This is a genomic window from Acinetobacter sp. YH01019, from assembly GCF_013420285.1.
Lineage (GTDB): Bacteria > Pseudomonadota > Gammaproteobacteria > Pseudomonadales > Moraxellaceae > Acinetobacter > Acinetobacter gandensis.
Window position 1 is genome coordinate 1 of the sequence record NZ_VOYM01000077.1, and the last position, 13,521, is coordinate 13,521.

Annotated in this window: 12 protein-coding genes and 1 pseudogene; 4 read left to right on the forward strand and 9 right to left on the reverse strand. The window is 39.5% G+C overall.

The genetic code is table 11. From position 1 onward, the window contains the following. Positions 1 to 178 (forward strand): integrase core domain-containing protein (locus FTT84_RS14585; protein ID WP_180081596.1); only part of this gene is annotated, 178 nt, incomplete at its 5' end. A 23-nt stretch (positions 179 to 201) separates the two neighbouring features. On the opposite strand, the gene FTT84_RS14590 is transcribed toward FTT84_RS14585, so the two are convergent. The 6 genes from FTT84_RS14590 to FTT84_RS14615 form a co-directional block, all read right to left on the reverse strand. Further along, complete coding sequence (locus tag FTT84_RS14590; protein ID WP_180081598.1) at positions 202 to 357, reverse strand: hypothetical protein; 156 nt, start codon at positions 355 to 357, stop codon at positions 202 to 204. A 197-nt stretch (positions 358 to 554) separates the two neighbouring features. Then, the gene (gene sohB / locus FTT84_RS14595) at positions 555 to 1,517 is read right to left on the reverse strand and encodes a protease SohB (protein WP_180058884.1); all 963 of its coding nucleotides are present in this window, start codon (positions 1,515 to 1,517) and stop codon (positions 555 to 557) included. Between the two features lie 212 nt (positions 1,518 to 1,729). After that, on the reverse strand, positions 1,730 to 2,653 hold the full coding sequence (gene pstB / locus FTT84_RS14600; protein ID WP_067762784.1) for a phosphate ABC transporter ATP-binding protein PstB: 924 nt from the start codon (positions 2,651 to 2,653) through the stop codon (positions 1,730 to 1,732). A 13-nt stretch (positions 2,654 to 2,666) separates the two neighbouring features. Further along, positions 2,667 to 4,058, reverse strand: a complete 1,392-nt coding sequence (gene pstA / locus FTT84_RS14605; RefSeq protein ID WP_067762785.1) for a phosphate ABC transporter permease PstA — start codon at positions 4,056 to 4,058, stop codon at positions 2,667 to 2,669. Then, positions 4,055 to 5,434, reverse strand: coding sequence for a phosphate ABC transporter permease subunit PstC (gene pstC, locus FTT84_RS14610; RefSeq protein WP_180081600.1), 1,380 nt, complete (start codon positions 5,432 to 5,434; stop codon positions 4,055 to 4,057). The genes pstA and pstC overlap by 4 nt, the downstream gene beginning before the upstream one ends. A gap of 100 nt (positions 5,435 to 5,534) precedes the next feature. Next, complete coding sequence (locus FTT84_RS14615; RefSeq protein WP_034703646.1) at positions 5,535 to 6,560, reverse strand: substrate-binding domain-containing protein; 1,026 nt, start codon at positions 6,558 to 6,560, stop codon at positions 5,535 to 5,537. Positions 6,561 to 6,993: 433 nt separating this feature from the next. Here FTT84_RS14615 and FTT84_RS14620 point away from each other — a divergent pair, with 433 nt between their 5' ends. Continuing rightward, complete coding sequence (locus tag FTT84_RS14620; RefSeq protein ID WP_180081602.1) at positions 6,994 to 8,046, forward strand: Rieske 2Fe-2S domain-containing protein; 1,053 nt, start codon at positions 6,994 to 6,996, stop codon at positions 8,044 to 8,046. 373 nt (positions 8,047 to 8,419) lie between these two features. On the opposite strand, the gene FTT84_RS14625 is transcribed toward FTT84_RS14620, so the two are convergent. Together FTT84_RS14625 and FTT84_RS14630 are read right to left on the reverse strand one after the other, a co-directional pair. Beyond that, on the reverse strand, positions 8,420 to 9,952 hold the full coding sequence (locus tag FTT84_RS14625; RefSeq protein WP_180081604.1) for an aspartate aminotransferase family protein: 1,533 nt from the start codon (positions 9,950 to 9,952) through the stop codon (positions 8,420 to 8,422). A 3-nt stretch (positions 9,953 to 9,955) separates the two neighbouring features. Further along, positions 9,956 to 11,329: a diaminobutyrate--2-oxoglutarate transaminase gene (locus FTT84_RS14630; protein ID WP_067765782.1), complete on the reverse strand. Its 1,374-nt coding sequence runs from the start codon at positions 11,327 to 11,329 to the stop codon at positions 9,956 to 9,958. Between the two features lie 483 nt (positions 11,330 to 11,812). On the opposite strand from FTT84_RS14630, the gene FTT84_RS14635 reads away from it, so the two are divergent. Together FTT84_RS14635 and FTT84_RS14640 are read left to right on the forward strand one after the other, a co-directional pair. Continuing rightward, entirely contained in the window at positions 11,813 to 12,514 is a 702-nt protein-coding gene (locus FTT84_RS14635) for an SIMPL domain-containing protein (RefSeq protein WP_180081606.1), read from the forward strand. A gap of 173 nt (positions 12,515 to 12,687) precedes the next feature. Further along, a complete protein-coding gene (locus tag FTT84_RS14640; protein WP_180081608.1) occupies positions 12,688 to 13,284 on the forward strand; it encodes an undecaprenyl-diphosphatase in 597 nt (198 codons plus the stop codon). 140 nt (positions 13,285 to 13,424) lie between these two features. Here the strand turns inward: FTT84_RS14640 and FTT84_RS14645 are convergent. Further along, a pseudogene (locus tag FTT84_RS14645) lies at positions 13,425 to 13,521 on the reverse strand (IS1 family transposase); the annotation flags it as partial.

Consider the following 13,521-nt stretch of genomic DNA (forward strand, 5'->3'; position numbering starts at 1 on the left):
ACAGCAGAATGCGTATATTGAACGCTATAATCGGACCATACGTTATAGTTGGCTGAGCAAGCATTTATTTGATACTTTGGATGAAGTACAAGATTATGCAACAAACTGGTTGTGGCATTACAACCATAAAAGACCACATCAAGCTAACAAAGGAAAGCCACCTCTAATGGCTGCTTAACCTCTACTTTTAACTTCGCTTATTTATGGGAGGATTACCCCTACTCGATGGATCGATTGAATATCGATTGGCTTGAGATCTAACTGAATAATTGAAGGTTGAGATATTTGTATTTTGTTGGCCTGAGTTTCTTTTAAAATCGTTTGATCTTTCTTCGATATCACGACAATTTTTGTCATTTTTCCCTCAGTGTTATTATGTAATAAACATCTAATAAATAATTAGTTAAGTACCTTATCAAATTGGTGTTAAACAGACAAACCATTCTATATATTTATTCATCAGAATTATTTTTTATTTAATTTTTCACTAAAAAAGGCCATCCTAAAATGACCTTTTATATCTATATAACAGCTCGATTAGACGAGACTTAAAATCATAATTTTGGATCTTTTAATTGAACCATGTTCGCATTGGCTTTTGTTAGCGATTCCATCACTTTAGATATCACAGCAGGAACCAATGAGTCAGCAATTTGAGCTGCCTGCAGGCCTAATTTTTCACCTAGCGTCGGTTTTTTACGCGTTTCAATTACATAAACATCATGCTGCGGTAAAAGACTTAATAAATATTCATCAGAGGTCTTCAGTTGATCAACTAAATTCAAATCTAGAGCGTCTTGACCATACCAATGTTCACCTGTAGCAACTTTTTCTACGTTCAGTTGTGGGCGGTATTTTTCAACGAAGTGCTTAAACAAGTTATGCGTTTGCTGTAACTCTTCTTCAAACTTTGCTTTACCTTCTTCAGTATTTTCACCAAACATGGTCACAGTACGTTTGAATTGACCCGCAGTATAAAGTTCAAAATCAATATGCTTTTCTTTTAACAGACGATTAAAGTTTGGAACTTGGGCAACCACACCAATTGAACCAACAACAGCAAATGGTGCAGAGACAATTTCAGAACCAATACATGCCATCATATAGCCACCACTTGCAGCGACTTTATCTACACAAATCGTTAGTTTAAAACCTGCATCACGTAAACGTACCAATTGTGCAGCAGCTAAACCATAACCATGTACCATACCGCCTGGGCTTTCTAAACGAAGTACCACGCGGTCACGACCTGCTTTTGCAGTCGCCAAAATCAATGTAATTTCTTCTCGAAGGCTTTCGACAGCCGACGCTGCGGTATCACCTTTAAAATCGAGTACATATATTTTTTCATTATTTTTCTTACGCTGACGCGCTTCTTTTGAAAGTTGCTGTGCAAGCTGTAAAAGCTCTAATTTAGATGCAGTCGTTTGAGCAATTTTTTTTCGTTGTTCGTTAATACGTGCATTCAAATGACTGACACGAATTTCAGCAGGTAATTTGGGATTATGAAATAGCATAAAATTTAAAACTCATTTAATTCATATTTATCTTTTATAAGATGTGGGTTTCGTCACAAAAATTCAATGTGTATATAAAAATAATTCTCATTAAATTGGTCAACTCAGTTACATGAGCAATTATTTCCATAGTTCGTTATAAGATTTAGTACATTAAAAAAGAAAAAGAGCCAGTTGGCTCTTTTTAAAATTCGCTTTATACGTTCAGAAATTTAACCAAAACGGCCCGTGATATACGCTTCTGTAAGTTGATGGTCTGGTTGAGTAAATACCTTTTCTGTCGCATTTACTTCAATTAAATCACCAAGATGGAAGTAAGCAGTACGATCAGATACACGCGCTGCTTGTTGCATTGAGTGGGTCACAATCGCAATAGTGTACTGATTTGAAAGCTCAGAAATCAGTTCTTCTACTTTAGCTGTTGCAATTGGATCCAGTGCTGAACATGGTTCATCCATCAAAATCACTTCAGGCGATACTGCAATGGTACGAGCAATACATAAACGCTGTTGCTGACCACCTGAAAGACCTGTACCTGGTTGATTTAAACGATCTTTCACTTCATCCCAAAGTCCGGCTTTACGCAGACTATTTTCCACTATTTCTTCCATGTCGTATTTATCACGAGCCAAACCATGAAGTTTTGGACCATAAGCGACATTATCAAAGATTGACTTTGGAAATGGGTTTGGTTTTTGGAATACCATGCCAACTTGCGCGCGCAGTAAAACCACATCTAGATTTGGATCATAGATATCTTGATTATCCATCATCACTTTACCGGTTACACGGCAGCTATCAATGGTGTCATTCATACGGTTTAAGGTACGTAAGAATGTTGATTTACCACAGCCAGATGGACCAATAAATGCAATCACTTCATTTGCATAAATATTTAGGTCAATCCCTTTAATTGCTTCAGTCTCGCCATAGTAAACATGAACATCTTGTGTGCTAATTTTTACATCAGTAGATTTGGCATCTTTCTTTTGACTTGTCTGTGTATCGAACTGAGACACAAACGAAGTCGATGGCTGTTTTTGACTGCCCTGAGCAGAGGTAAATTGCGTTTGTTCTGGATTCACGGACTTATCCTGTTCTAAGGAATTCTGTTCTGGAGTAATAACTGTATTCATATAATGCTCTCAATTACCAGCGTACTTCAAATTTCTTACGTAACCAAATGGCAAGACTGTTCAAGCCAATCATCAATGCCAGAAGTACAATAATCGCTGCTGCGGTACGTCCTTCGAAGAAGTTACGCAATTCATTACCCTGCCATAAGAAAATCTGAACAGGTAAAGCAGTCGATTGATCAAGTGGCGTAGCAGGTACGTTTGCAACGAAGGCGCTCATACCAATGAGTAATAGTGGTGCTGTTTCACCTAAAGCTTGTGCCACACCAATAATACCGCCCGTTAAAATACCCGGCAGTGCCAACGGTAATACATGGTGGAAAACTGTTTGTAAGCGTGAAGCTCCTAAGCCTAAAGCGGCTTGGCGAATCGAAGGTGGAACTGCTTTTAAAGATGCACGTGTTGTAATAATTACGGTTGGTAGTGTCATTAAACTCAAGACCAAACCACCTACAACAGGTGCAGAGAGTGGCATATGCATCCAACCAATAAAGATTGCTGCACCCAACAAACCAAATACGATCGATGGAACTGCTGCAAGGTTATTGATGTTGACTTCAATTATGTCAGTGATCCAATTTTTCGGTGCAAATTCTTCAAGGTAAATAGCAGATGCCACACCAACTGGAATAGATAGCACAATCACTATCAGCATCATAAATAGCGAGCCCATAAATGCGCCTGCTAAGCCAGAAGTTGCTGGTGAACTACGTGAGTCTGGATTTTTAAAGATCTCTGTATTGAAGCTATTGGTAATAACACCATCGGCTTTTAACTGATCAGCCAATTGACGTACTTCAGGGCTGAGCTGTTGCTGTTCATCTGGCAAACTACGGTCAATATTACCCGCTAGCCATACATCGACATTCGCATCAGCTAAAATTTTAAAGTCCTGCGTTTTACCAATCAGTGATGGATCTTTCATCACCATATCACGTAAGCGATAAGATTCAGAACTGGTGTAAATGCTATTTAACTCATCACTTTGATTGGCAATTTCAGGGGCTTTTTTAACAATACCATTAACAATGAGTGCATCCCAATCCACCATACCCATTTCAGTTTGCCAAGCGATAAAACGCTCTTCAAACTGTGCAGGTGACTCACCTTCTTTTTGAACCGGTTTAGGGCCGATTTGAATAATTGCTGGATCAAAAAACACCGGTACAGTCATGCTACTTTGCCAAAATGCAGGTAAACCTTTTGCCAAGATGCTGCCAAATAGCAAAGCAACAAATAATAAACCTGTAATGACCGCACCGAAGCCAAACATACGAAACGTCTTTTCTTTACGGTGACGTTTTGCCAATGAGCTTTCGATGATTTTTTTACGTTTTTCACGCTGCTCAGCAGCAGCCTGTGGATCGAATGTTTGATCCATATTTGATGTATTAGTCGTACTCATTCGTATTGCTCACGGTATTTACGCACGATGTACAGCGCAACAATATTCAGACCTAAAGTAATTACAAACAGCGTTAAGCCCAATGCAAAGGCAACCAAAGCCTGAGGACTTGCAAAATCTGTATCACCTGTTAATTGATTCACAATAGTAATTGTGACTGTCGAAACCGCTTCGAGTGGATTGATATGTAACAGCGGACTATTACCAGCGGCTAGTACCACAATCATGGTTTCACCAATTGCACGTGATGCTGCAAGCAAGAACGCACCGATAATACCCGGCAATGCTGCTGGAATAACCACTTGGCGAATCGTTTCAGATTTAGTCGCACCTAATCCGAGTGAACCATCACGTAGCGCTCGTGGCACTTGAGTAATAATGTCATCAGATAATGAAGAGACAAAAGGAATAATCATAATGCCCATGACAAAACCAGCGGTTAAGGCACTTGTAGCATTAATATCGAGCCCAATCATTGCGCCTAAATCTTTAGCAAATGGGCCAATAACCATTAAAGCAAATACACCGTAAACAATGGTTGGAATACCTGCTAATATTTCAATTGCAGGTTTTGCCCATGAACGGAAACTTGGTTTTGCATATTCAGCAAGATAAATTGCAATCATTAGACCAACAGGAACAGCTACCAATAATGCGATACCACTCACCATGAGCGTACCCCACAATAAAGGTAATAAGCCGTAGCTGCCTTCTGCACTTCCCGAAGTACTAAAACCTGGGTTCCATTCAGTACCAAAGAAGAAATCGAGTGGATTAACAAAACTAAAGAAGCGCATTGCTTCACTAAACATCGACATTACGATGCCGACAGTGGTCAAAATCGCCACGCCTGAACATAGTGCCAATGCCACATTTAAAACTTTTTCAACTTGGTTTCGTGCACGATATTTTTCTGCAATGCGACGTTTAGCCATCACTAAACCAATCAATGCCGCACTTACTACAACTGCTAATTTCGCAAATGAACCAATGTTCTCAATTTTCTTTAACTGTTCTGCTGCTGCAAGTTCATAAGCAGCTGGTGTATCGCTCACCCCAAAACCTGAAGCCAATGCTTGTACACGCTCAACCATCACGCTTGTACTCGCTGGATCTAGCGTTGCGCGAATTTGTTCAGGCACATGATTTAAAATGACTTGTTGAAAAATACTTGGTTCAACTAAATTCCAAACAATCAGAATTAAAAATGCTGGGATACCACACCACAACGCGACCAATGCACCATAGTAACCCGGTCGAGAATGCAGCATCGCTGAGTTATTCCCTTTACCTGCAAGTTTACGGCTCTTGGTTAAGCCAACTTGATAGGCAATGGCAATAATCGCCAGTAACACACCAATGAGGAGCAGATTCATGTAATCTCCACTGTTTCTTCAATTACACATTTTGAAAAAACTGTTTCTTTGCAAAAAAACCAATGGCAGGTCGACCCTGCCATTGGCTATTTCCATACTTTTATTTAACAGCTTTACCCGCTTTGAAGTTTGCAAGTACCGCAGCACGTTCTTTGTCAGACATTGAAATCAGACCTGCTTTTTCAAGCTTAGAACCTTTACCAGATACTTTTTTGCTTACAAAGAATTCTGTAAATTCTTTCAAGCCTTTGATTGATTTAAGATGCTCACCTTTCACGTAGAAGAACAATGGACGTGATACAGGGTAAGAACCATTCAGAATTGTTTTCTCAGATGGCGCAACGTTGTTTACTGTCGCTACACGTAATTTGTCACGGTTTTGATCATAGAAACCTAAACCAAAAACACCGACTGCATTTGGAGATGTTTTTAAACGTGCTAGTGTTTCAGTGTAGTCACCAGCAATTTCAATCACACGGCCATCTTTACGGAATGTAGAACATGCCTTTTTCTGTGCATCTTTATCTAGCTTCGCAAATGCTTGGTAAGTTTCACAGCCAGCATCTACCATTTTCTCTTGGAATACTTCACGCGTACCGTGATTTGACGCTGGAATGACCAATGTAATTGCTTCGTTAGGAAGAGTTGGATCAATTTGGTTCCAACGTGTATATGGGTTTGCAACCATTTTACCGTTTGATGGTAATTCAGCGGCTAAAGCAGCAAATACATGTTGTGGACGTAATTTGAATGCCGCTTTTTTAGCGTTTGATGCAAACACAATACCGTCATAACCTACTTTAATCTCAAGAACTTGGTTTACACCTGCTTTTTTACAAGCAGCAAGTTCAGTGTCTTTAATTTTACGAGATGCATTAGCAATATCGATAGTGTTATCACCAACGCCATTACAGAATTGTTTCAAACCACCAGAAGTACCACCAGAACCTACAACAGGTGCTTTAAATTGTGGGAATGTATTACCGAACTCTTCTGCAACAATACTTGCGTAAGGCAAAACTGTAGAAGAACCAGCAATTTGGATCGTGTCACGAGCTGCATTTGCAGTTGTTGCAACAGCTGCCCCTGAAAGTGCCAACGCAATTGCGATATGATTGAAGCGCATTCTCATCTCTCTTTATTGATGCATTTATTGGAGTACGCCACTTTCTAATAAAGTCTTGTACTTTTTCGATATACGCATTTTGATTTTAGAGTATGACAGTTAGGTTACATCTTTATGACGCTTTTATGATAATTGATGATTGGCCTTTGATTTAAATAAATTTCCTTTATTTTCAATATGTAATAAATTTTAGCAAAGTATTAATTGGTTTTTATATTGCTAAGAAATTCGTAAAAATTCACTACATTGTCATATTTTGTATTTCCGAATCGTCTGAAAAAACATAACCCACCCACTGTCATCTATTACTTTTTATAATACTAATCTTCATTTTCTTATTCAGTTTTTAAGTACAGCGCATTGCATTAATTGAAATATATCTGAACAGCAGCTTCACCTATATTGAAATTTAAGTCACCATGCAGATCAAAAAATGAATAGTAAAGCCATTTCTACTTTTAATCCTGATTTACCCGTCCATATGACATTTGAAGAATATGATTGGCATCTATTGGCTGAATATTGGTACCCGATTGCACTTGCACGAGATATTACTGAACAGCCTTATGGCACAATGCTCTTAGACATGCCTTTGGTGATTTATAAAATGGGAGATGAAATCATTGTTGCCAAAGATGCCTGTCCGCATCGTGGCGTGCCTCTCAGTTTAGGAAAGAATGATGGTCAAGGTGTTGTGTGTCGTTATCATGGACTGCGCTTTGGTGAAAAAGGTCACTGCAACCGCATTCCTGCCCATCCTGAACATAAAATTTCCCCAAGGTTTAACCTTAAAACTTATGCTGCTTTAGAACGCTATGGTTTAATTTGGTGCTGCCTGACCGCAAGTACAGATGATGAACCAAATATTCCTGTCATGCCGAATTGGGAGAATACCGAATATCAACAATTGGTTTGTCCTACTATAGATTTTCAATGTTTTGCAGGTCGACAACTCGAAGGCTTCATTGATGTTGCACATTTTGCATGGGTACACCCTGATACCTTTGGCGATCCTGAAAATGTTGAAGTACCCGACTATAAAACCATTGAGACAGTAACAGGTTTTAATGCGGACTATTGGAGTAGTGTTGGACGTTACCCCATTGGTTTAGATCAAAGAGGTCAAGAAGGTTTTCAATGGCTACGTCATTTCGAAATACATCTGCCTTTTACTGCAACACTGACTATCCATTTTCCCAACGATACCAAACAAGTGATTATGAATGCGGCCTCACCAATGACCGCCCGCTCTACCCGTCTATTTGCACCTATTTGTCGAAATTATGACAAGGATCTGCCTGTAGAAGATGCTTACGACTTTAACTTAAAAATATTTGAAGAAGATCGCTTAGTATCCGAATCGCAAAAGCCTGAATATTTGCCATTAGATTTGAGTATAGAAGCACATTTCCCAGCTGATCGCAGTTCGAGTATGTATCGGAAAATATTACGAAAGAAAGGATTTAGTCCATTGTTTGCTGCATAACATTAGTAATTAATTGTTTTACATCATCCTAACCCTATCCTAAAAGAAGCGAGGAAAGTAAGTTACAAACCTTATTTTCTTTTTAAACCTTTATTGTCTTATTCCTAAATTTGTAAGCTTAAATGACTAACGTGATTAGCGACTTGGATGTCTCCGTGGGGCAAAGGTGACATGAATGCACCTTTAGCCTCACAAGAATTTTGCTTACTTTGATCCTTCAAAGTAACAATACGCCTACGCAACAAAAAGTATGCATTAATGAAAAATTACGGCTATAACATCAATTAAGTTGCACTTTATTTATAAATCTAAGCTATTTAAAAGCATAAAAAAAGGCGCTCAATTGAGCGCCTTTTTTCACACAAGCAAATGATTAGTCAATTGCAGGTGTATATGTACCATCAGCGATTGGGCCTTTAATTCGATCAGCTTCTGCAAGCACAAGTGCAAGTAAATTCTTCACGTTATCTAAAGTCGCAACTGGGCTTAAAGTGGTCATCTTCAATGATTGAACTTGACCAACTTTAGTCACACCAATATTCGCTTCACCACGTGCAAACAATTCGTCTGCAACATTTTGGTTTAAGGTATCAAGTAATTCTGTTGGGTAACCTTCAGGAATTACACGGAACAATACTGAGGCGAATTGTGGATCAACCAACATTTCTAGACCATCAGTTGCATCAATATAAGCTGCAACATCACGTGTTAAACCTATACCGTGATCGATCATCGAACCGTAAAGCTCTTCACCTAGCGCTTCAACTGTCATCCACAATTTCAACGCGTCAAAACGGCGAGTTGTTTGCAGTGACTTAGACACCAAGTTCGGAACACCATGCTCTTCATCATAAGCCGAGTTTAAGTACTCAGCTTCATAATGCATGAAACGATAGTTCGCTTCATCTTTAAGCAAGAACGCGCCACATGAAATCGTTTGGAAGTAATGCTTATGGAAATCAAGCGTTACCGAGTCAGACAGTTCAATACCGTCTAACATTGAACGATAGTCATTTGAAAGAATCAATGCACCGCCCCATGCTGCGTCGATATGCATCCACGCGCCATATTTGTTGGTGATTGCACGCACTTCTTTCAATGGATCAATTGCACCTGCATCGGTTGTACCCGCAGTTGCAACTACACATGCTACGATTTTACCTTCAGCTTGAAGGTGCGCCATGGTTTTCTCAAGCGCATCCATGTCCATGCGTGCATTTGCATCTACAGGAACAGTGACAACAGATTGGAAACCCATACCCATCATGGCCATGTTCTTTTGCACAGAGAAGTGTGCATTTTCAGAACAGATCACTTTTACGTTACGCATTGCTTCCGCAGGTACGCCATCACGCTGAACAGACCACGGGTTACCGTTTTCGTCTTTCCAGTTTTTCGCGATGCACGCATCACGTGCAAGCAAAACACCCATTAAGTTAGACTGCGTACCGCCAGAGGTGAATACACCTGCTTGACCTGCACCATAGCCCACTTTTTGGCGAAGCCAGTCAATTAACTGAACTTCCATCAATGAACCTGCAGGGCTTTGATCCCATGAGTCCATTGATTGGTTTGTTGCGTTAATCAGCACTTCCGCGATTTGACTTGTCACCATCGTTGGGCAGTGTAAATGCGCTAGAGAATGCGGATGATGCACCTTTAAGCTTTTATTTAAGAAAAGCTCAACCATGCGATCAAGAGACTTTTGTACACCTAAACCTTCTTTAGAAGGATTAAATGCAATAGCAGAGCGAAGCTCTTTAATGCTACCGCCTGTGTACATTTTGTCATTTTGCAACCATGCAGATACAGCTTTTACAGCTGAATCCATTGCCGACTGATAGTCAGCAATAGATTGTGCATCATTGCAGAATAACGCTTTACGATGTTCTGCAAAATCTACCATGTCTTACGCGCCTCGAGTTGCAACTAGTGCTTCAGCAAGAGCTTTCTTGAAGCGAACAATCACTTCTTCACATTCAGCTTGGTTGATGATCAATGGGCAAAGTAAACGAATTACTGTACCGTTACGACCACCTTTCTCTAACAATAATTTGTTATCGAAACATGCTGCTTGGATTGCTGCTGCCAATTGACCATCACCTGGTAATGAACCCATGTGATCCGCTGATTTACGTTCATCAACGATTTCAACACCAATCATCAAACCACGGCCACGTACGTTACCGATACATGGGAATTCTTGCGCTAATTTTTTAATTTCAGCTTGTAAGAAATCACCACGCTCCTGCGCGTTTTTAGCAAGATTTTGTTCTTTAATGGTTTTGATCGTTGCAAGACCCGTACCCATAGCCAATTGGTTACCACGGAAAGTACCCGTATGACCTGCAGGCTGCCAAGCATCAAATTTACGTTTAATACCAAGTACTGCAAGTGGTAAGCTACCACCCACCGCTTTAGACATGACAACAACATCAGGTTCGATACCCGCATGTTCAAAGGCAAACATTTTACCTGAACGTGCAAAGCCCGCTTGAACTTCGTCAAGAATTAACACGATATTGTGCTTTTCAGTCACTTCACGGATTTTTTTCAACCACTTCACAGGTGCTGTTACCACACCGCCTTCACCTTGGATCGCTTCCAAAATGACAGCTGCTGGCTTAGTTACACCGCTTTCTACGTCTTCAATGAAGTTTTCGAAATAATACGTTAATGCATCAACACCCGCTTCACCACCAATGCCTAATGGGCAACGGTATTCATGCGGATACGGCATAAATTGAACACCTGGCATCAAGCCATTCACAGCATTCTTCGCAGACAAGTTACCTGTCATTGCTAAAGAACCGTGCGTCATACCGTGATAGCCACCGGAAAAGCTAATCACAGAACTACGACCTGTATAGGTTTTGGCTAATTTAATTGCTGCTTCTGTACCATCTGCACCAGATGGGCCACAAAACTGTAGACAATATTCAGCTTTACCCCCAGGGAGTTGCTCAAGTAAAGCTTCAGTAAAAGCATCTTTTAAAGGCGTTGTTAAATCCAAAGTATGCAACGGTAAACCGCTTGCAAGTGTGTCTTGGATACTTTGAATGACCGCAGGGTGATTATGGCCTAATGCCAATGTCCCTGCCCCAGCTAAACAATCGAGGTACTCTGTACCTTCAACATCGGTAACCCAGCACCCTAAGGCTTTTGCTATCGCAAGTGGAAGTTTACGTGGATAGCTACGAACATTGGATTCCATTTGACTTTGGCGAGTTAAATAGTATTCGTTAGTAGACTTAGTGGCAGAATTTACTGAAGAAACGCTCATATCGAATTACCATCTCTGATATGGGTTGAAAGAAATAAGTCGGGGGACTTTCGGTCTTTTGACTCGGTGCTTTATGATTTTCTAGTCAGTTTTAAGAGCTCTTTATGTAATGGCTAACTAGACGGCGGATGATACAGAATTTTTCAGGAAAATAAATAACTTTTATGACCAAATCATAGCATCAAGCACTGAAAAAACAGATCAATCCGATTGATAGCCTGAATTATCATCTTACAGTGTGACAAAACAAAGAAAACCTCTTTGCTTTATGTTTTATTAGATCTTATACGGATTAATTGTAACCGTTCATAAAATACTAATTTAACCATCTGATTTAAAATAACTTACTAAAATTAGGATTTTTTAAAAAATGTTCAAATAATTACAATCCAACCACATATATTCCTTTAAACCATCACATTCACATCTTAAAATGGGTAAATTCGCTAAATTAGCAATTTTTAAAGAAGAACAGGTATAACAATGCGTAAAATTATCTTATCGTCTGCCTTATTAGCCTCTAGTTTGAGCCTTCCAGCGCTTACACAGGCTGCAGAAGCATTGAATTACAACATTGTGAATTTACAAGCCGATGCAACGCGCCAAGTTTCAAATGATGAAATGCATGCCGTGCTGTATATAGAAAAGTCAAACAAACAGCCCGCTGAGCTCGCTGCACAAATTAATCAGCTGATGAGTCAGGCCGTTAATACTGCTCGAAAATACCCATCGGTAAAAATTGAAACAGGTTCACAAACTACTTATCCTATCTATGACAATGACAGCCGTAAACTTAAAGAATGGCGTGGTCGTGCTGAAGTTCGTTTAGAAAGTACTGACTTTAAAGCTGCTAGCCAGTTAGTCAGTGAGTTACAGCAAAATTTCCAAACTCAGTCCATCAGCTTTAGCGTGTCAGATGCACAGCGAAAAAAAGTAGAAAATGAACTCATGGTTGAAGCCTCTAAAAACTTCCAACAACGCGCGCAAACATTGTCACAAGCGTGGAATAAGTCAGGCTATAACTTGGTGAATATCAATTTAAATACCAGCAATTATGGTGGTCAGCCTGTACCACGTATGGCCATGATGAAAGCTGCAGCAGCTGATGCAATTCCAGAACAGGAAATGGCGGGTGGCGAGTCTAAAATCACTGTAAATGCCAACGGCACCATACAGTTTAAATAATTGAGTGTTCATGCCCTAGCATCAAAAAGCCATCAAATAAGCAGTCGCTTTTGATGGCTTTTTTGCTTTTCAACAAAGCGCTTATTTATTTCGTTAATTTTTACAAGTCCTTGCTATATCTTTAGCCACGAGAGGATTACATTAGCCAACTGTCTTATTCCCCCTTAAGCAACATGTCTATCGAACAACTCAATCTTGACCTTTACTATTTATTAAATGTGCCCGAGCATGCATCAACACTAATGATGACTTTCGCTCAATTTATCGCACATGATCTGATTTACATATTTTTAATTATCTTTGCTTTCGCATGGTTGTTTGGACAGATTGAAACAAAAACAGCAATTGTAAAAGCTGCGCTCTTTACCGCAGTGACACTGTGTATAAGTGAGATTTTATCCGCAATATTGCACACACCTCGCCCCTTTGTAATTGATGTAGGTCAAACTTTAATACAACATGATCCTACAGGCTCTTTTCCCAGTAATCACATGAGTATTTTTAGTGGTATTGCGTTCTCATACTATTTTTCATTAAAACGCGATTTGGGTCGTATACTGATTTGGGTTGCATTGCTTGTAGCATGGTCTCGCGTGTATGTGGGCGTACATTTTCCTATTGATATGTTCGGTGCTTTTTTTATTGCTCTCTTCATAAATTTGGCAGGCTTGCCTATTTGGTGGAAACACCAACATAAGATTATGCATTACATATTGAACATGCATACTTTTCTAATGAAACCATTGATACAACGGGGATGGATTCAATAAAGTATTTACACAAAAAAAGAAACATCCTCATCTTTTAGGATGTTTCTAAAATACGAGATTTATAAAAGCATTTTTTTCAGAATATATTAAGGCACATCACCATTAAACTTTTTGGTGGTGTTTTAAAAAGTATGCTGACATTAAATGAAGCCATTATTGATGTAAAAGAAGGTTAAGTCGAAGGCTTTAAAATGGTTTTCAAGCTTTTTGGAGAAATTACAACTTCTTCTAAAACCA